The organism is Glycomyces arizonensis DSM 44726, from assembly GCF_000482705.1.
Lineage (GTDB): Bacteria > Actinomycetota > Actinomycetes > Mycobacteriales > Micromonosporaceae > Glycomyces > Glycomyces arizonensis.
The window spans coordinates 330,891-349,378 of the sequence record NZ_AXWO01000003.1 but is presented as its reverse complement, the minus strand read 5'-3'; the positions used below and the strand labels follow the sequence as shown (position 1 = coordinate 349,378).

19 protein-coding genes and 1 riboswitch are annotated in these 18,488 nt (G+C 71.9%); all 19 genes read right to left on the bottom strand.

Annotated elements, in window-relative coordinates:
- The 19 genes from H613_RS0105945 to metK all read right to left on the bottom strand — a co-directional run bounded on the left by H613_RS0105945 (position 1) and on the right by metK (position 18,485).
- Positions 1–1,254: a bifunctional 3,4-dihydroxy-2-butanone-4-phosphate synthase/GTP cyclohydrolase II gene (locus tag H613_RS0105945; protein WP_026923099.1), complete on the bottom strand. Its 1,254-nt coding sequence runs from the start codon at positions 1,252–1,254 to the stop codon at positions 1–3.
- Complete coding sequence (locus H613_RS0105940; RefSeq protein WP_026923098.1) at positions 1,251–1,847, bottom strand: riboflavin synthase; 597 nt, start codon at positions 1,845–1,847, stop codon at positions 1,251–1,253. The genes H613_RS0105945 and H613_RS0105940 overlap by 4 nt, the downstream gene beginning before the upstream one ends.
- Before the next feature lie 90 nt (positions 1,848–1,937).
- A riboswitch (FMN riboswitch) is annotated at positions 1,938–2,080 on the bottom strand.
- A gap of 97 nt (positions 2,081–2,177) precedes the next feature.
- Entirely contained in the window at positions 2,178–3,212 is a 1,035-nt protein-coding gene (locus H613_RS24660; protein ID WP_084546381.1) for a response regulator, read from the bottom strand.
- A 7-nt stretch (positions 3,213–3,219) separates the two neighbouring features.
- Positions 3,220–3,906: a ribulose-phosphate 3-epimerase gene (gene rpe / locus H613_RS0105930; RefSeq protein WP_026923097.1), complete on the bottom strand. Its 687-nt coding sequence runs from the start codon at positions 3,904–3,906 to the stop codon at positions 3,220–3,222.
- A 64-nt stretch (positions 3,907–3,970) separates the two neighbouring features.
- Positions 3,971–5,311: a glycoside hydrolase family 6 protein gene (locus H613_RS0105925; protein WP_026923096.1), complete on the bottom strand. Its 1,341-nt coding sequence runs from the start codon at positions 5,309–5,311 to the stop codon at positions 3,971–3,973.
- 124 nt (positions 5,312–5,435) lie between these two features.
- The gene (locus H613_RS0105920) at positions 5,436–6,800 is read right to left on the bottom strand and encodes an RsmB/NOP family class I SAM-dependent RNA methyltransferase (protein ID WP_084546395.1); all 1,365 of its coding nucleotides are present in this window, start codon (positions 6,798–6,800) and stop codon (positions 5,436–5,438) included.
- A complete protein-coding gene (fmt, locus tag H613_RS0105915; protein ID WP_026923094.1) occupies positions 6,758–7,681 on the bottom strand; it encodes a methionyl-tRNA formyltransferase in 924 nt (307 codons plus the stop codon). The genes H613_RS0105920 and fmt overlap by 43 nt, the downstream gene beginning before the upstream one ends.
- Positions 7,678–8,241 (bottom strand): peptide deformylase, encoded by a 564-nt coding sequence (gene def, locus H613_RS24655; protein ID WP_035736332.1) that lies wholly within the window; start codon positions 8,239–8,241, stop codon positions 7,678–7,680. The genes fmt and def (H613_RS24655) overlap by 4 nt, the downstream gene beginning before the upstream one ends.
- A gap of 27 nt (positions 8,242–8,268) precedes the next feature.
- On the bottom strand, positions 8,269–8,820 hold the full coding sequence (def, locus tag H613_RS0105905) for a peptide deformylase (RefSeq protein WP_026923093.1): 552 nt from the start codon (positions 8,818–8,820) through the stop codon (positions 8,269–8,271).
- A gap of 211 nt (positions 8,821–9,031) precedes the next feature.
- Positions 9,032–9,736: a hypothetical protein gene (locus H613_RS0105900; RefSeq protein WP_156925846.1), complete on the bottom strand. Its 705-nt coding sequence runs from the start codon at positions 9,734–9,736 to the stop codon at positions 9,032–9,034.
- 2 nt (positions 9,737–9,738) lie between these two features.
- Positions 9,739–10,491, bottom strand: a complete 753-nt coding sequence (locus H613_RS0105895) for a hypothetical protein (RefSeq protein ID WP_026923091.1) — start codon at positions 10,489–10,491, stop codon at positions 9,739–9,741.
- Between the two features lies 1 nt (position 10,492).
- Positions 10,493–11,431, bottom strand: coding sequence for an ATP-binding cassette domain-containing protein (locus H613_RS24650; RefSeq protein ID WP_051392998.1), 939 nt, complete (start codon positions 11,429–11,431; stop codon positions 10,493–10,495).
- The gene (locus tag H613_RS0105885) at positions 11,428–11,844 is read right to left on the bottom strand and encodes a GntR family transcriptional regulator (RefSeq protein ID WP_245598481.1); all 417 of its coding nucleotides are present in this window, start codon (positions 11,842–11,844) and stop codon (positions 11,428–11,430) included. The genes H613_RS24650 and H613_RS0105885 overlap by 4 nt, the downstream gene beginning before the upstream one ends.
- Positions 11,845–11,927: 83 nt before the next feature.
- Positions 11,928–12,566 carry a response regulator gene (locus H613_RS0105880; protein ID WP_026923089.1) on the bottom strand — a complete coding sequence of 213 codons (639 nt, stop codon included), beginning with the start codon at positions 12,564–12,566 and terminating at the stop codon, positions 11,928–11,930.
- Entirely contained in the window at positions 12,538–13,812 is a 1,275-nt protein-coding gene (locus tag H613_RS24645) for a sensor histidine kinase (protein ID WP_051392997.1), read from the bottom strand. The genes H613_RS0105880 and H613_RS24645 overlap by 29 nt, the downstream gene beginning before the upstream one ends.
- 539 nt (positions 13,813–14,351) lie before the next feature.
- Positions 14,352–14,828 (bottom strand): VOC family protein, encoded by a 477-nt coding sequence (locus H613_RS0105870; RefSeq protein WP_026923088.1) that lies wholly within the window; start codon positions 14,826–14,828, stop codon positions 14,352–14,354.
- A 138-nt stretch (positions 14,829–14,966) separates the two neighbouring features.
- Positions 14,967–15,248: an aldo/keto reductase gene (locus H613_RS0105865; RefSeq protein WP_026923087.1), complete on the bottom strand. Its 282-nt coding sequence runs from the start codon at positions 15,246–15,248 to the stop codon at positions 14,967–14,969.
- Positions 15,249–15,300: 52 nt separating this feature from the next.
- Positions 15,301–17,187: a primosomal protein N' family DNA-binding protein gene (locus H613_RS0105860; protein WP_035736587.1), complete on the bottom strand. Its 1,887-nt coding sequence runs from the start codon at positions 17,185–17,187 to the stop codon at positions 15,301–15,303.
- Between the two features lie 104 nt (positions 17,188–17,291).
- Positions 17,292–18,485: a methionine adenosyltransferase gene (gene metK / locus H613_RS0105855; RefSeq protein ID WP_026923085.1), complete on the bottom strand. Its 1,194-nt coding sequence runs from the start codon at positions 18,483–18,485 to the stop codon at positions 17,292–17,294.
- Positions 18,486–18,488: the final 3 nt, after the last annotated feature.

Below are 18,488 nucleotides of genomic sequence, written 5' to 3'. Positions count from 1 at the left end.
TCAGGCGGCCTCCTCGGCGGTCTGGACGGGCACGAGCGGCGGCAGGTCCTCCAGCAGGTGGCCCATGCGGTCGCGCTTGGTCGTCAGGTAGGCGAGGTTGTCGGACGTGGTGTGGGTCGGCAGGGCGACCCGGTCGAGGACCTCCAGGCCGTGGCCCTCGATCCCGGCGCGCTTGTCCGGGTTGTTGGTCAAGAGGCGCATCGACTTGATGCCGAGGTCGGCGAGGATCTGCGCGCCGGTCACCCAGTCGCGGGCGTCGGCGGGCAGGCCCAGTTCGAGGTTGGCGTCGACGGTGTCGCGGCCGTTGTCCTGGAGCTGGTAGGCCTGGAGCTTGTGGACCAGGCCGATGCCGCGGCCCTCGTGGCCGCGCATGTAGAGCACGACGCCGCGGCCCTCGTCCTCGACCGCGCGCAGCGCGGCCTGGAGCTGCGGACCGCAGTCGCAGCGCAGCGAGCCGAAGGCGTCGCCGGTGAGGCACTCGGAGTGGACGCGGACGAGGACGTCCAGGCCGTCGCCGATGTCGCCCTTGACGAGCGCGACGTGCTCGTGGCCGTCGTAGAGGGCGCGGTAGCCGACGGCGGTGAACTCCCCGGCCTCCAGCGGCAGGCGGGCCTCGGCGAGGCGCCTGACGTGGGTCTCGTGCCGCTGGCGCCAGGCGGCGAGCTCGGCGACGGTGATGAGCTTGAGGCCGTACTCGTCGGCGAAGGCCCGCAGCTCGGGCAGGCGCATCATGGTGCCGTCGTCGTTCACCAGCTCCGAGAGGGCGCCGACGGGGGCCTTCCCGGCGAGGCGGGCGAGGTCGACGGCGGCCTCGGTGTGCCCGGCGCGGACCATGACGCCGCCCTCGCGGGCGCGCAGCGGGACGACGTGGCCGGGGCGGTTGAGGTCGCTCGCGGCGGTGGCCGGGTCGCCGAGCACCCGGATGGTGCGGGCGCGGTCGGCGGCCGAGATGCCGGTGGTCACGCCGTTGCGGGCGTCGACCGAGACGGCGAACGCGGTGCCCTTGTAGTCCTGGTTGGTGTGGTAGGCGGGGGGCAGCTCGAGCCGGTCGGCGGTCTCGCCGGGCATGGCCACGCAGATGTAGCCGCCGGTGTGGCGGACGGTCAGGGCCAGCAGTTCGGGCGTGGCGTCCTCGGCGGCGAAGATGAGGTCGCCCTCGTTCTCGCGGTGCTCGTCGTCGGCGACGATGACGGCCCTGCCCGCGGCGATGTCGGCGATGGCCTCTTCGACGCCATCGGTGCGGATGTCGCTCATCGCGCGCTTCCTTCCTCGGTGTGCTGCAGGAGTTTCTCGATGTGCTTGGCGGTCACGTCGGTCTCGATGTGGACCGGGTCGCCGGCCTGCTTGCGGCCCAGGGTGGTCGCTTCGAGGGTGGCGGGGATGAGGCCGACGGTGAACTCGTCGCCGTCGACGGCGGCGACGGTCAGGGAGGTGCCGTCGATGGCGATCGATCCCTTTTCGACGACGTACTTGGCCAGGCCGGGCGGCAGGCGGAAGGACACTTCCTCCCACTCCGCGGCGGGCTCCCGTTTGAGGATCTCGCCGACGCCGTCGACGTGGCCTTGGACGAGGTGGCCGCCGAGGCGGGTGGTGAGGGTGGCGGCGCGTTCGAGGTTGACCCGGTCGCCCGGAGCGAGGTCGCCGATGACGGTGCGGCGGTAGGTCTCGGCCATCACGTCGGCGGTGAAGACGTCGCCTTCGAGGGCGATGACGGTCAGGCAGACGCCGTTGACGGCGATCGAGTCGCCGAAGCCGACGTCGGAGGTGACGAGCGGACCGCGGATGGACAGGCTCGATTCGCCTGCCTTGACGACTTCGCCGAGTTCCTCGACGATTCCCGTGAACATCGGGTGACCCCTTTACCTGCTGGTTGTCCTACACGCGCAGGCGGGGTCGAGGAAAGGCTCGCGACAGCCCGAGAAGGCCCGGGCCGTGCGACGCGTCTGCTCCCATCCGGACTTTGACCGTCGGTCCTGGATTCTCACCAGGTCAACCGTCCGCTGGCTGCGGACGGGTCGCGGACTCGCGGCGCTGGGCCGCTCACCGCCGGCTCGGAATTTCACCGACCCCGCTGACGCGCGTTTGCTACTCAGAATTGTGCCACGGCCGCAGTGAGCGGTCCCTATTCCGTGAGTGTTGTCTCATTCGCGCCCGGTCGCGGTGTGACCGGCGGCGCCTCAGCGGTCGTCGGCCCAGAAGACGGGGCGGCGCTTGACGCTCGGGGCCCGCCCGTCGGGGAAGGCGACGTAGGTCCCGGCGTGGGATTTCGCGATGCTCTTGAGGGCGGTGGCCTCGGCGACGGCCTCGTAGGCGTCGGTGAAGGGCCGGCGGGTCGACAGGGCGACCCCGATCGAGAGGGTGGGCAGGCGCGAGCGGGTGACGCGCCGGGCCCGGTCGGTGTGCTCGATGTAGCCGCGCTCGGCGTCGATCGGATCGCACAGCTGCCGCACGCGGGCGGCGAAGTGGTCGTTGAGGAAGTCGGTGACGGGGCGGGCGTGGCCGGGGGTGCACAGGATCGTGAAGTCGTCGCCGCCGACGTGGCCGAGGAACACCGGCGCGGCGCCCGCGTCGCCGGCGGCCGTGTAGACGCATTCGGCCAGCCCCCTGATGAACTCGTCGCCGCGCACGAACCCGTAGACGTCGTTGACCGCCTTGAAGTGATCGATGTCGATGTAGCACAGGGCGAACGGGTCGCCGCGTCTGATCCAGGAGGTCAGCTCGCGCAGGATGCGGTCGTTGCCGGGCATGCCGGTCAGCGGGGAGGACTCGCGGATCTCGCGGTGGCGGCGGATCGCCGAGTCGATGCGGGCCGAGACCTCGGCGGGGTCGAAGGGCTTGGCGACGTAGTCGTCGGCGCCGGCCTTGAGCCCGGCGATCTTGTCGGCCGAGGTGGGCTGGGCGCAGACCAGGATGATCGGCAGGCTGGCCGTGGCGGGGTCGGAGCGCAGCTGCCTGGTCAGGGCGAGGCCGTCGATGAACGGCAGGTCGGCCTCCAGCAGCACGATGCCCGGGCGGCGCAGGGCGATCCCGGCGAGCGCCTGGTAGCCGTCGCGCGCCAGCGCGGTGTCGAAGCCGTCGGCGCGCAGGCGCCCGGCGAGGAACTCGGCGACCTCGGGGTCGGAGTCGGCTATGAGGACCAGGTCGGGGGCGGGCTGCGGTGCGGGTTCCGCCCCGTTGCGGGCGGTTGGGGGAGACTGCTGGGGTGCGGACATGGCGGGCTCATCTGGCGGCGTCGGCGCGGGCTCGCAGGCGGCGGCAGGCCTCGGCTGGATCGTCGGCGCCGTAGACGGCGGTCCCGGCGACGAAGGCGTCGGCTCCGGCCTCGGCGGCGGCGGCGATGGTGTCGTCGGCGATGCCGCCGTCGACTTCGATGCGGAGCTGGAGGTGCCCGGCCTTGGCGTGGCGCCGGGCGGTGCGGACCTTGTCGAGCAGCTCGGGCATGAACTCCTGGCCGCCGAAGCCGGCCTTGATGGTCATGATGAGCAGCGTGTCGAACTCGGGCAGCAGGTCGAGGTAGTCCTCGACGGGGGTGTCGCGGTCGATGGCGAGCCCGGCCATGGTCCCTGCGGAGCGGAGGCGCCCCGCGAGGGTGGTGGGGTCGGCGCTGGCCTCGGCGTGGAAGGTGACGTTGGCGGCGCCGAGTTCGGCGTAGCCGACGGCCCACCGCTCGGGGTCCTCGATCATGAGGTGGCAGTCGAGCGGGATGTCGGTGGCGGCCTTGAGGGACTTGACCACCGGCGGGCCGAGGGTGAGGTTGGGGACGAAGTGGTTGTCCATGACGTCGACGTGGAGCCAGTCGACGGCCCCCGCGACCGACTCGGCCGCCTCGGCGAGGCGGGCGAAGTCGGCCGCGAGCAGGCTCGGAGCGATGACGGTGTCGGCCTGTGCCGCTTCGGTCTGTGCCACACAGTCAGTGTAGGTCCCGCAACTGCGACACAGGCCGGACACCGGGTGTGAAGTGAAGCGTGGGTCAGGCGCTGCACTCGACGGTCGGCGTGGCGCTGGAGCCGTTCCCTATGAAGCCGAAGGCGTTTCGGGACTGGCCGGAGGCGATGGCGCCGTTCCAGCCGACGTCGGAGGCGGTCACGGTCGATCCGGATTGGGAGAGGTCGACGTTCCAGGAGCTGGAGACGGACTGGCCCGAGGGCCAGGTCCAGGTGAGGGTCCAGCTGTTGAGGGACGCGTCGCCGGCGGTGATGTGCACATCGCCCTGCCAGCCCGATCCCCAGCTGTTGACGACGACGATCTCGGCGGTGCAGTCACCGGCGGGCGGGTCGTCGGGCTCGGTGGTCGGGTCGTCCGGTTCGGTCGTGGGGTCGTCGGGCTCGGTGGTGTCGTCGTCCGGGATGTCGCCGGGCCAGTCGGATCCGGCGTTGTTGGCGAGCTCGTAGGCCAGGTCGGGGAGGAACTGGCCGGCCGCGCCGGCGCAGCCGTCGGCCTCGCCGGGGAGCTTGACCCACAGGTAGGCGTCGATGCCGTTGACACCGGTCGAGGTGGTCGGATAGTTGCCGAGGGCGCGGTCGGGCGGGTCGCACCAGTCGTTCGGGTTGGGCGGGTAGAGCGGGCCGTTGCCGTTGCGGCTGGTGTCGATCACCGCGCCCTTGTCGTAACCGATGATGTTCTGGATCTGGTGGGCGTAGTCGGTGGCCTCCTGGGTGGTGCGGTAGTTGGAGACGTTGATGGCGAAGCCGTCGGCGTACTGGACGCCGGCGCCCTGGAGCCGGCTGGCCGCGACGTCGGGGTCGAGCCAGGCCGAGTTGCCGATGTCGAGGTAGACGTGGGCTTGGGAGGACGCGGCCTTGAGGGCCTGGACGGCGTGGATCAGCGACTGGTTGCGCTGGTAGGGGTCGGAGCAGTCGTGGGGCAGGGTGTCGGGTTCGACGATGATGTAGGCCGGACCGGACAGGCCGGCGGCGAACTGGTCGATCCAGTTGCGGTAGGACTGGTGGTCGGGGGCGCCGCCGCTGGAGTGGCCGCCGCAGTCGCGGTCGGGGATGTTGTAGACGACCATGGTGGGCGCCTTGCCGTTGGCCGCGGCGACCACGGAGGCGACCTCGCTCTGGATCTCCGAGGGGTTGTACTCGGTGAACCAGGTGCCCGCCGGCGTCTGCGCGATGCGCTCGTCGATCAGGTCGGCCCGGTAGTCGTTCGGGTTCTCGGCGACCCATTCGGCCGCCTGGGTGTAAGGATTCGTCCACAGGCTCTCGCCTTGGGCGGACGCGCTGGGAGCCAGCAGGAGCGCGGTGGCCGCGGCGAGCCCGGCGGCACCGGCCGCCGCGGTGAGCGCCGCGAGTCTCCTTCTTCGATTCATGAGTTGCCCCTTCGTGGTCGAATCACCGGCGCGAGCGGTGAAATTCACATTCATCGATGTATTGATGGTAGCGCTACCACGATGCGATGTCGACAGGGGGTGTCGAATATTCGTCGAATGAATTTCAGGCGGTGCGGCGCAGCAGGGCCAGGAACATCGCGTCGGTGCCGTGCCGCTGGGGCCACAGCTGGACGAAACCCTCCCGCGCCGATTCCGGCACCGAATCGGTGATCCATTGGGGCGCAAGGAGTTCCACTCCCCCGCGGCCGAGGAGGTCGCCGACGACCCCGACGGTCTCATCACGCACCGGCGAGCAGGTCACGTAGGCGACGGTGCCGCCGGGGCGGACGACGTCGAGCGCCGAGGCCAACAACTCCCCTTGGAGACGGGACAGGTCGTCGACGTCGCCCGGCCGCTTGCGCCAGCGCGCCTCGGGGCGGCGGCGCAGCGCTCCGAGCCCCGAGCAGGGGGCGTCGACCAGGACCCGGTCGGCGCTGCCGCTCGTGCCGAAGGTGCGGCCGTCGCCGGTGTGGACGGTGACCGGCAATCCCTGGGCGGCCTTGGCGACCAGGTCGGCTCGGTGGGGCGCGAGCTCGACGGCGTCGACGGCGGCGCCGCGCTGGGCGGCGAGCGAGCCGAGCAGGGCGGTCTTGCCGCCGGGCCCGGCGCACAGGTCGACCCAGGCGGTGTCGGGGCCGTCCATGGGAGCGTTTGCCAGTGCGGTGGCGACGAGTTGGCTGCCCTCGTCCTGGACGCTCGCGCGACCGACGGCGACGGCCTTGATCCTGCCGGGGGCGCCGCCGGGCAGGTAGACCGCGTAGGGCGACCAGCGCCCGGGCGTCCCGCCGGCCTTCGCGGCCAGGTCGTCGCGGTCGATGCGTCCCGGCTTGGCGCACAGGTGGACCGGCGGCGCGACGTTGTCGGCCGCCAGGGCGTCGGGGAGCTCGTCGGGCCCGAGGATCGCGTCGAACTCCTCGACGATCCACTTCGGGTGCGCGTGGCGCAGCGCGAGGTCGGCGATGCGGTCGCCGGAGGCGAGGTGCGCGGTCCAGCCGTCGAGGTCGCGCGCCGCGACCTTGCGCAGGACGGCGTTGGTCAGGCCCGACACGCGCGGGCTCACCGCGGCCTTGACGAGGCTGACGGTGGTCGAGACGGCCGCGTGCACCGGCACGCGCGTGTACAGCAGCTGGTAGGCGCCGAGGCACAGCGCGTCGACCAGGTCGGCCTGGAGCCCGTCGAGGTCGCGGCCGGAGGCGGCGGCCAGGATCGCCTCCAGGGTGCCCAGGCTCCGCAGCGTTCCGTAGGTCAGCTCGGTGGCCAGGGCGGCGTCGCGCCCTTCGAGCCCGGTGGCCGACAGCAGTTTGGGCAGCGCGATGTTGGCGTAGGCGTCCTCGGCGCTGACGGCGCGGATGGCGTCGAAGGCGACGCGGCGCGGGTTCGGCCCGCTCATGCGAACCGCGGATTCGCGCTTTGGTGGCCGCGGCTCCAGGCGGCGGCGTCCATGCGCTGCTTCCCGGCGGGCTGGACCTCGCCGAGCCGCACCGGGTCGGTGGCGGTGCCGACGTGGACGCTGCGCTTGGCGACGGCGACCTCCCCGGGCTCCAGCGCGGGGCCGTCGGGGTCGACGGTCACCGGCCCGAGGCGCAGACGCGCGCCCGCGAACTCGGTCCAGGCCCCGGGGGCGGGGGTGACGGCGCGGACGCGGCGGTCGACGGCGAAGGCCGGGTCGCCCCAGCGGACGCGGGCGTCCTCGACGGTGATCTTCGGGGCGTAGGAGACGCCGTCCTCGGGCTGCGGCTCGGCCTGGAGCGCTCCGGCGGCGAGGCCGTCGACGACGTCGGCGGTGAGCCTGGCACCGGCTGAGGCGAGACGTTCGAGGAGGTCGCCCGCGGTGTCGCGGCCACCGATGGGCTCGGTGAGGCGGCCGTAGACCGGCCCGGTGTCGAGCCCGGCCTCCAGCTGGAAGACGCACGCGCCGGTCATCTCGTCCCCGGCGAGCACGGCGTGCTGGACGGGGGCGGCGCCCCTCCAGGCCGGCAGCAGCGAGAAGTGCAGGTTGATCCAGCCCAGGCGCGGGATCGCGAGCGCCGCAGGGGGCACGAGCGCGCCGTAGGCGACCACCGGCACGAGGTCGACCTCAAGGCCGCGCAGCCGCTCCAGGAACTCCGGCTCCCGCGGCTTGGCGGGAGTGAGCACCTCGATGCCGCGCTCGTCGGCCCAGGCGGCCACCGGGGAGCGCGAGACCTTGCGGCCCCGCCCGGTGCGCGCGTCGGGCCTCGTCAAGACGGCGACGAGCTCATGGTCGGACGCGTTGAGCGCCTCCAGGGTCGGCACGGCGACCTCCGGGGTGCCCGCGAAGAGCAGCCTCATGGTTTGAAGAACACGCCCCTGCTGTCGTCTCGGTCGGTGTGGACGCTCGTCCGGCTGTCCCGGTACCAGTCCTGCCGTTCGAGGTCGGCCAGGAACTCGGCGCGGGTGTCGGCGTCGAGGCGGTCGATGAACAGCCGCCCGCCGAGGTGGTCGGTCTCGTGCTGGAGGCAGCGGGCCATGAACCCCTCGCCGCGGATCTCGATCGGATCGCCGTGCAGGTCGACGCCGCGGGCGATCGCCCGCTGGCGGCGCGCCCGCGGGTAGTAGAGCCCGCCGGGCACCGACAGGCAGCCTTCGAGGTCGCCGCCGGTCTGGATCTCCTCGTCGGGCAGTTCGAGCACGGGGTTGACCATGTGGCCCCGGCGGCCTTGGACGTCGTAGACGAACACGCGCAGGCCGACGCCGATCTGCGGGGCGGCGAGCCCGGCGCCCCGCTGGTCGTCGAGGGTGTCGTGGAGGTCGTCGATCAGGCGGCGCAGCCGATCGTCGAACGCGGTGACGTCGGCGGCGCGGGTGCGCAGGACCGGGTCGCCGTACAGGCGCACTGGCTGGATGGACAAGCTCGGCCTTCCTTCGGGAACGCTGGGTCAGGACTTGAAGAAGACGCCCTTGGTGTCGTGGGGCGAGACTTTGACTTTGACGTCGTCGTTATACCAGTCCTGGGCGCGGATCTCGGCCATGGCCGCCTTGCGGCGGTCGGTGTCGAGCCGGTCGATGAAGACGATGCCGTCGAGGTGGTCGGTCTCGTGCTGGAGGCAGCGGGCCATCATGCCGGTGCCGACGATCTGGAGCGGGTCGCCGTACTCGTTGAAGCCCTTGGCGACGACGTTCTGGCGCCTGACGGTGTCGAAGTACAGGCCCGGCAGCGACAGGCAACCTTCGGGGCCGTCCTGCTCCTCCTCGTCGGGGAATTCGAGGACCGGGTTGACGATGTGGCCGACGACGTCGTCGACGTCGAAGGTGAACACCCGTTTGCCGACGCCCAGCTGCGGGGCGGCGAGCCCGGCGCCGCCCTCGTCGCGCATGGTGTCCAGCAGGTCCTTCACCAGGCCGCGCAGTTCCTTGTCAAAGGTGTCGACTGCCTCGGCGGCGGTGCGCAGGACCGGGTCGCCGTAGATGCGGATGGGCTGGATCGACAATGTGCTGACCTCTCGACGCTTGCACTGGCCGTGCTCCAGTGTCCCACTCGCCGGAGCGGTCGGGTGAGGGGTCGGTGCGGGTTGTGGCGCGCGGCCCGCCGCCGACGGTGGGCCCCGACGCCAGGAGGAGGGCCGCGACCGCGGCGGCGGCCGCGCACGCGCCCAGCACGACCGCGACCACCGGCACGTCGGCTCCCAGCAGTCCCATGGCTCAGGCCCGCTTCGGGTGCACCGGCATACCGCGCATGAGCAGCACGAACGCGGCGGCCATCACGCCGAGGAAGGCGAGTCCGGCTCCGGTCCAGGCCACCGAGGAGGCCGCGGACCAGGTGTCGGACCAGGCCGGCGAGTACTCGAACCACATGCACGCCACGCCCAGGAGCCCGGCGATCACGAGGATCGCCGGCACCTGGACGAAGCCGTGGAAGGAGCCGCCGGGACGCATGCGGATCTCGGCGGCGCCGATGGCCAGGCCGACACTGCAGTACAGCGGGGTGATCAGCAGGTACCGGGCCGCATGCGCCAGCGTCTCGCCGAGCGGGGCGGGGTCGGCGTCGAGCGCGGCGAGCATGGCGTGCTCGGCGAGGAACCCGGCGGCGACGATGAGCACGCTGGCGGCGCACAGCAGGGCGCCGAACATGCCGATCGCGGTGGTGATCTCCCGGCGGGTCAGGCCGGTGGCGATCTGGGTCGGCAGGATCAGGTGGATCACCATGCCCGCGGAGACGGCGACGAACCACTGGAAGACCGAGGCGGCGATGGTCCAGGCGCCGATCTCGATCGCGTCGCCGAAGACGATCGTGATCGCGAACGTCACCGGGATGCCGATGACGAGCCACCAGAGGAAGGAGCGGGCGGTGCGGGTGAACAGCCGCATGCAGAGCCGATAAGGGCGGTGCGCGAGTGTCGTGTTCATGGTCATGCCTGCTTCGAGCGGATCGGGGAGTCGATGATGATGCGGCGGGCGACCCAGGCGCCGATCACGATCGCGGCGACGGCGGCCGCGGCGGCGCCCCAGTCGCCCCACGAGTCGGTGACGACGGAGGTGAACTGGACCAGCCACGACGGCCCCCACGCCCCGGCGTGGGACATGGCGTCGTCGACGGCGAGCGTGACGGGGACGACGGGGAGGATGGCGAGCCAGCCGCTGTCGGAGCGGTAGATCGCGGCCCCGAGGAGGGCGCCCGCGGTACCGTAGAGCACGTAGGACAGCGGGTAGAGCTTGGCGAAGTCGAGCGCCTCGCCCACGGAGCGGAGCACGATTCCGGGGTCGTCCTGCCCGACGGCCTGGGTCCAGTCCATGGCGCTGAAGTACGCCCGCTCGCCGAGGAATCCGGCGATGGCGATCACGCCGGTGAACAGCGACCACAGCAGGCCGAAGATGCCCATCGCGGTGGCGAACTCGCGGCGGGTCAGCCCTTGGGCGACCATGATCGGCAGCAGCGTGTGCACGAATCCGCCGATGATGATCGCGATGAGGTACTTGCCGGCGTTGGCGGCGATGTACCACGCGGAGATGTCGACCGAGCGCCACTGCGAGACGATGAGCGGCACGATCGCGGCCAGGACGACCGCGGCCAGGATCCAGCCGGCGAAGTACTTGACGGTCGCGGGGAACAGGTTGAGGCCGAAGGCGTACCGGCGCCCGGCGAGGGTGACGGTGTTGGGCATCTCAGGCTCCCGTCCGGTCGTCTTTGGATTGCGAGGGCTTCGCCTTCTCCGGTTCGGGGTGCGGGTGGGGCGACGGGCGTGGGGTCGTCAGGTGGATGAAGAGGTCCTGCAGGCCGACCGGGCCGATCTCGACACCGGCGGCCGAGGCTCGCTCGCGCTCGGCGGCGCCGAGGGCGGCCGCGACGGTGACGCTCTTGGTGCCGCCCAGGCGCTGCTCGGCGAGCACCTCGAGCCCGGCGGCGACGGCGTCGACCGCGTCGGCCGGTCCGGTCAGGGTGGCGCCCATGCCCTGGAAGGCCTCGACGTCCTCGTGGCGCATGATGCGTCCCTTGTCGACGATGACGACGCCTTCGAGGTAGTTGGCGACCTCGTCGATCAGGTGCGTGGAGAGGATGACGGTGTGGGGCCGGTCCATGTACTCATCGAGCAGCTCCTTGTAGAACGCGTCGCGGGTGGGCGCGTCCATGCCGAGGTGGACCTCGTCGAACATGGTCAGCTGCGCGCGGGCGGCCAGGCCGCAGATCGCGGCCAGAACCGAGCGCTTGCCACGCGAGAGCTGGTTGACCTTCTTGTCGAGCGGCACCTCGAACCGCTCGGCGAGCTTGAGGGCGTACTCGAGGTCGAAGGAGGGCCGCAGCTCGCCGGTCTCGATCGAGGACTTGACGGTGTCGGTGTCGTCGAAGTCGCCGCCTTCGCGGACGAGGGCGACCTGGGAGACCACGTCGACGTTCTCCCACACCGGGCGGCCGTCGACGAGGACTTCGCCGCTGGTGGGCCTGCGGAAGGCGGCGAGGAGGCTGAGCAGGGTGGTCTTGCCGGCGCCGTTGCGGCCGAGGAGGCCGTGGATCTTGCCGGCCTCGAGGGTGAGGGTGACGTCGGAGAGGGCTTCGGTGTCGCCGTATTTCAGCGTCACGTCCCGCAGACTGACGGAGAAGCTCATTTCAGGGCTCCTTCCTGGGCTTTGAGGTAGTCGATGATGTCGGACAGGGAGATCCCGGCTTGGCGGGCCTCGCGGACGAGCGGCTTGAGGACGTCGTCGAAGAAGCGGGCGCGGAAGTCGCCGGCGAGTCGGTCGCGGGCGTCGTCGGCGACGAACATGCCGACGCCCCGCTGCTTGTAGAGGATGCCTTCGTCGACCAGGTCCCGGAACGCCTTCTGCGCCGTGGCCGGGTTGATCTGGAAGAACGACGCGTACTGGTTCGTCGACATGACCTTTCCTCCCGGCTCGAGTGATCCGTTGAGGATCTCGGCCTTGATCTGGTCGGCGATCTGCCGATAGATCGGCGTGCCGTCATCGAACATCTCGCCTCCTTGGTGGTTGACGGCCGCGCGGGCGCTGCCGTACTGGTTCATTGGTCAAGGGGTTCATTACTTGACTAATGAACCATAGCACGAAGCGACCCCGGGCCGGGAGGCCCGGGGTCATGACCGGATGCTCAGACGAGGCCGGAGTCGTAGGCGGCGATGACCGCCTGCGTGCGGTCGCGCACGCCGAGCTTGGTGTAGACGCTGCTCAGATGGGTCTTCACCGTCTCGCGGCCCAGGAACATCCGCGAGGCGATCTCGGCGTTCGAGAGCCCCTTGGCCGCGAACTGGAGGACCTCGCGCTCGCGCTCGCTCAGGTCGGCGATGCCCGGCCGCGGCCCCGACTGCCTGGCCGACACCGCGGCCAGGCGCCGGATCGCCTCGGGGAACAGCAGCGCGTCCGTGCGCGCCACCAGCCGCACCGCCGCGAGCAGATCCTCCACCCTGGTGCGCTTGAGCAGGAACCCGTCGGCCCCCGCCCGCAGCGCCTGCCACACGTAGTCGTCGTTGTCGAACGTGGTGACCACCAGGATCTTCGGCCGCTCGCTCACCTCGGCGGTGATCCGCTCGGTCGCCTCGATGCCGTCCACGGTCGGCATGCGCACGTCCATCAGCAGCACATCGGCCTTCCCCGCGCGCGCGATGTTGACCGCGTCGACACCGTCGGCGCCCTGCGCCGACACCTCCAGGTCCGGCTCGGCGCCGATGATGGCGGCGAAGCCGGAGCGGATGAGCTCCTCGTCATCGATCAGCGCTATGCGCAGCGGCATGTCCATCGTCAGCCCTTTCAGTGGTCTCCTCCAAGGGGATGTCGGCGCGGACGAGCCAGCGCCCGCCCTCGCGCCCGGCCCGGACCGCGCCGCCGACGACGGCCGCCCGCTCCCCCATGCCGATCAGCCCGCGCCCGTGGCGGCCCGGACGCGGCGGCCTCGCCGAGGGGCTGTCGACGGCGATCCGCACCCGCCCCTCCCCCACGGCGACCTCCACGACGGCCTCGGGCCGGTCGGCGTGGCGCAGCACGTTCGTCAGCGCCTCCTGCACGATCCGGTAGGCCTCGCGCGAGGCCAGGCGGCCGAGGGCCGCGAGGTCGCCCGAGACGCGCAGCTCCACCTCGACGCCGCACTCATCGGCCAGGGTCTCGAGGTCGCCCAGGTCGTGCTGCGGGGCGCGGCGGGCGCCGCCGTCCTCGCGCAGCGCGCCGATCACCGTGTCGAGTTCGGCCAGCGCCCCGCGCGCGGTCTCCCCCACCGCGGCCATGGCCCTCGCCGCGAACGCGGGATCGGCCTCGATGAGGCGGGCGGCGGCGTCGGACTGGACGACCACGACCGACAGGGCGTGGCCCACCGAGTCGTGGAGCTCGCGCGCGATGCGGTTGCGGGCGGCCAGCCGGGCGGCCTCGGCGCGGGCGCCCGCCAGGCGGTCGGCCGCGCCCTGGCCGAGCAGGAGGGGGGCCAGGCGCCGCATCCCCGCCGACGCGGCGGCCACGAGCCAGACGAGCAACGCCAGGAACAGCGGCCCGAGCAGCAGTCCCCACCGCGGCGGCAGCCGCTCGGGCATCGCCTGCAGCGGCTCGGAGCCGTCGACGCCGGCGATCAGGAGATAGGCCACGAACGGCACCAACGCGAGCGTGACGCCCGACAGGACGCCGCCCACGGCGGCGTGAAGGGTGAACCAGCAGCCGGTGCGCCAGCGCGAGTTCCACGAGTCGTCCTCGACCGGCGACTCGAAGCGGGCGCCGAGCAGCCGGCGGGCAGCGGTGCGCTCGATCTCCCGATCGGGCAGGAGGAGGGAGACGGCGGCCACGAGCGGCAGCACCGCGAGGAAGACGCCGGGTTCGAGGACGCCGCTGAAACCGGAGTACGGGCGCCACCAGTTGTAGCCGACGGCGCCGACCATCATGAACGGCATCATGAGCGCCCCGCCCAGGATCACCCAGATCCACCCGCGGTAGGTGGCCCGGGACCAGAGCGGGGCGAGCAGACGCATGAGGTCATTGTGCCAGCGGCGCTCGGTCATGCCGCCAGTCTCCACCGCCCGGCGGCCCAGGCCTTCCCTCCCGGGAGCGGACCGGCTCCCCCGCGCGGGGGAAGGTGAGCACCGTGCCGGACGCTTCAAGGGCCGGCTTGAATCGGCTCGCGAGCGGAAGGTGCATACGGCGAGCTGGCAGATGGGGAGGTCGGGTGGAACGACTCTCGCGGGCGCGGGAGGTGAGCCATGGCGACCACCAATCGCGACCACGACCGCGAACGGCTCGCGCGCGGGAGGTGAGTCTCGCGTGCGGAGGTGATCGCGAACGGTTCGCGCGCGGGAGGTGAATACGCGGCCCGCCCGACTTCGAAGAGCCTTTGACCGGCTCCCGCACATAGAGGCGTCGAAGGATATAACTTATAACCTACACTCAGCGGAGGTCGCCGCACGCGGGGAAAGCGTCTCGGCATCGCGACCGCGACAGGGCGACGCGATCGACCCTTGCGCAGGGAGCTTGTTATAGCCTATAACTTCACAGTGTATTCCTATATCCTATAACCTGCCCTCTGCGCGAGGAAGGGCGCCGTTCACCTGCCGTCGTAGGCGTCCTGGAGCTCTTGGATGACGATCTTCCGCTGGCCGAGCATGACCCGCATGGCGCGGTCGGCGCCCTCGGGATCGGGACCGCCGATCAGGTCCTCGGCCTGCCGGGGCCAGATCTGCCAGGGAACGCCGTACCTGTCGTTGAGCCAGCCGCACTCGACCTCCTGGCCGCCGTCGTCGATCAGCGCCTCCCAGAGGCGGTCCACCTCCTCCTGGCCATCGCAGTTGACCAGCAGGGACATGGCGTGGGTGTAGTGGAAGTCGCCGCCGCCGTTGATGGCGGTGAACTGCTGGCCGGCCAGCTGGAAGTTGACGAGCATGGCCGTGCCCTTCTCGCCGGGTCCCGCCTCGCCGTAGCGCTGCACGCTGGTGATGCTGGAGTCATCGAACAGCGAGCAGTAATAGTTGACAGCGTCCTCGGCGTCGCCGTCGTACCAGAGATTGGTCACGATCTTCTGCATGGTCTCGCCTCTCTACAAGCGGGTGGTACCCCGATTGCATCAATTGAGGCGCGAGACCACGCAGAAACCCGACACTCTGGCACGACCGATGCCCGCGAGCGCACCGCTCAGGACTCGTTCAAGCGGCCCGGGCGGGCGCTAGGCCGCCGCCGCTCCCCCACGGCGGTCCAGGACGGCCGGTTCCCGCTCCGACAGCTCGATCTCGAGCGCGGCGAGGTGCTCCTCCAAGTGGCCCAGGGAGGTCGTATCCGGGATCGGGACGGCGGCCGTCGCTCGGTGCAGCAGCCAGGCCAGCGCGATCTGGCCGACGGTGGCGCCCCGGTCGGCGGCGATCGCCGCCGGCCCCGGCAGCGCATCGGGGTCGAACGACAGCGGGAAGAACGGGACGAACGCGGCCCCAAGCTCGCCCGACCGGTCCACGACGGGGTCGTGGTCGCAGGAGTCGAGAACGCTGACCTCCTTGGAGGACCCGTCAGAGGATCTCGCGGGGATCGATCTGGATCCTGACCGGTTCGGCCTTCTCGGCGGCCCGGGCGGCGTTCGCCGCCGCCAAGGCCGCGGCGAGGGCCGCGCCGTCGCGGCGGCGGACCCGCAGCAGGAGGCGCTCGCTCGCCTCGTCGACGGGAATCGGGCCGATGGCCTCGGCGCCCAGGTCCGGTGGAAGGTCGGCCGCCAGTTTCTCGGGGGCGCCGTTCGGTCCGGTCAGGGCGGCCATCTTCATCACCGGGGGGAAGCCGAGCTCGGCCCGCTCGGCCAGCTCGCGGGCGGCGTGCCAACCGGGGTCCCAGCGCATCAGCGCCTGCACCACCGGCAGCCCCCCGTCGGCGACCACCACGGCGGTCGCGTCGGGACGGGCGAGCGCCACCGCGTGCATCCAGCGGCGCAGCGCCTCCTCCGAGGCCGTCAGCTCGGCGCGGGTCAGCAGCGCCCACGTGTCCAAGAGCAGGACCGCCCCGTAGCCCTCGGGTGCGGGCGGCTCCACTCCCGGCGTGGCCACCACGACCGATCGCCCGGCGGGGGCGACGTCGAGGCGCCGCTCCCCGGTGGACTCGACGACCGTGGCGCCGAATGCCTGCGCGAGCTCCTCGGCGGTCCGCTCGGCACCGATGACCCTGGCGCGCACGCGGTTCGAACCGCATTCGCGGCACCGGAAGTCTTCGGCGGCCCTGCCGCACCAGCCGCACACCGGGGCCCTCCTGGCGCCGGGCAGCCGCAGCGGCCCCGAGCAGTGCGGGCACACCGCGCGGGCACGGCAGCGCTGGCACGAGACGGCGGGAACGTAGCCTCTCCTGGGCACCTGCACCAGCACCGGCAGTTCGCGGTCGAGCGCGGCCTTGGCGGCCTCCCACGCGACCGTGGGAAGCCGCGCAGTGCCGCCGGACGGGTCTCGGGCCATGTCGGACTCGTCGCCGACCGGCACGATGCGCGGCGCGGTCGAGCGGATCTCGCGCCGGGACGCGGTGACCTCGGCGGCCCAGTCGGCGTCGACGAGCAGTTGGGCCTGGGGCGTGCGGGCGTGGCCGCCCACCAGGCAGGCCGCGTCGGCGAGCTCGGCCCTGGTGAGCAGGATTTCCCGGGCGTGCGGGTAGGGCGCGTGGCGGTCGACGTGGGATTCGTCGCCGTCGTCCCAGATCGCCGCCAGCCCGAGGCCGGCGACCGGCGCGAAGGCGGCCGCGCGGGTGCCCGCGACGATGCGGACCTCGCCTCTGGCGGCGCGCAGGAACGCCCGGTAGCGCTTGGTGGGCCCCAGCTGTGCCGAGAGCGTCACGTGGCGGTCGGGGCCGAGCACGGCGCCGAGGGCGGCGTCGAGCCGGTCGAGGTCGGCCTGGTCGGGCACCACGAGCACCGCCCCGCGGCCCGCCGCCGCGGTGGTGGCGGCGGCCTCGGCGAGCCGGGTGGGCCAGTCCTCGCCGGGCAGGGCGCTCCACACCGCCTTCGGTGACTTCGCGGCGCGCAGCGCGCGCAGGAATGCATCGCCTGCGATATATCTCTTCCATTGCACCGCGGCCGGTGCGGTCACCGGCCGCGCCTCGCCCGGCTCTTCGTCCTCGACCTTCTTGCGCCGCTGCGGCACGGCCAGGCGCAGCACGTCAGTGAGCGTGCCGGCGTAGCGGTCGGCCACGGCCCGCGCCAGGCGTGCCACCTCCGGCGTGAGAACCGGCTGCGGCGAGACGAGTTCGGAGAGCCACAGCAGCTTGCCGTCGAAGTCGGAGGTGTGCTTGAGGCCGATGACGTAGCCGCTGATCTTGCGCCGTCCGAATCGGACTCTGACGCGGCAGCCGGGGCGCACCAGGCCCTGGAGGTCTTCGGGAATGCGGTAGTCGAAGAGCCGGTCCAGCTGCGGCAGCGGCCGGTCGATGCATACCGCTGCGATCGCTGGAGACGGGGACATACAGCAGTTCTACCAGGTGCCGCCGACGATTCGCGCCGAGACGCGGGATGCGGGCGGCACCGCTCGGATGCCTAGTTCACGGCCTCTTTCAGTGCCGCGGCGCGGCCGGTGGACTCCCAGGTGAACTCGGGGAGCTCACGCCCGAAGTGCCCGTAGGCGGCGGTCTTGGAGTAGATCGGGCGCACCAGGTCGAGGTCGCGGATGATCGCCGCCGGGCGCAGGTCGAAGACCTCGCGCACGGCCCGCTCGATCCGGGCCGGGTCGACCGTCTCGGTGCCCTGCGGGTCCACGGCGACGCTCACCGGCTTGGCCTTGCCGATCGCGTAGGCCACCTGCACCTCGCAGCGCTCGGCGAGCCCGGCCGCGACGATGTTCTTGGCCACCCAGCGGGCGGCGTACGTCGCCGAGCGGTCCACCTTCGACGGGTCCTTGCCGCTGAAGGCGCCGCCGCCGTGGCGGGCGTAGCCGCCGTAGGTGTCGACGATGATCTTGCGGCCGGTCAGCCCGGCGTCGCCCATCGGGCCGCCGATCTCGAAGCGGCCGGTCGGGTTGACCAGCAGCTGGTAGCCGTCGGTGTCGAGGTCGAGCCCCGAGACGACCGGCGCGATGACGTGCTCGGCCACGTCGGGCGCGAGCAGCGAGTCGAGCGAGATGTCGGGGGCGTGCTGGCTGGAGACGACCACAGTGTCCAGTCGTACGGGCCGGAGCCCGTCGTACTCGACGGTGACCTGGGTCTTGCCGTCCGGGCGCAGGTACGGGACGGTGCCGTCCTTGCGGACCTCGGTGAGCCGCTGGGAGAGCCGGTGCGCCAAGGCGATCGGCAGCGGCATCAGCTCGGGGGTCTCGCGGCAGGCGTAGCCGAACATCAGGCCCTGGTCGCCGGCGCCCTGGAGGTCGAGCTGGTCGTGGTCGGTCGTGTCCAAACGCGACTCCCACGCCTTGTCGACGCCCTGGGCGATGTCGGGGCTCTGGCCGCCGATCGAGACGTTGACGCCGCACGAGGCGCCGTCGAAGCCCTTCTTGGAGGAGTCGTAGCCGATCTTCAGGATCGTGTCGCGCACGATGCGGGGGATGTCGGCGTACGCGGCGGTCGTCACCTCGCCGGCCACGTGGACCTGCCCGGTGGTGATGAGCGTCTCGACGGCGACACGGCTCGCCGGGTCCTGCGTCAGCAGGGCGTCCAGCACTCCGTCGGAGATCTGGTCGGCGATCTTGTCCGGGTGGCCTTCGGTGACCGACTCGGAGGTGAACAGGCGACGTGCCACGGC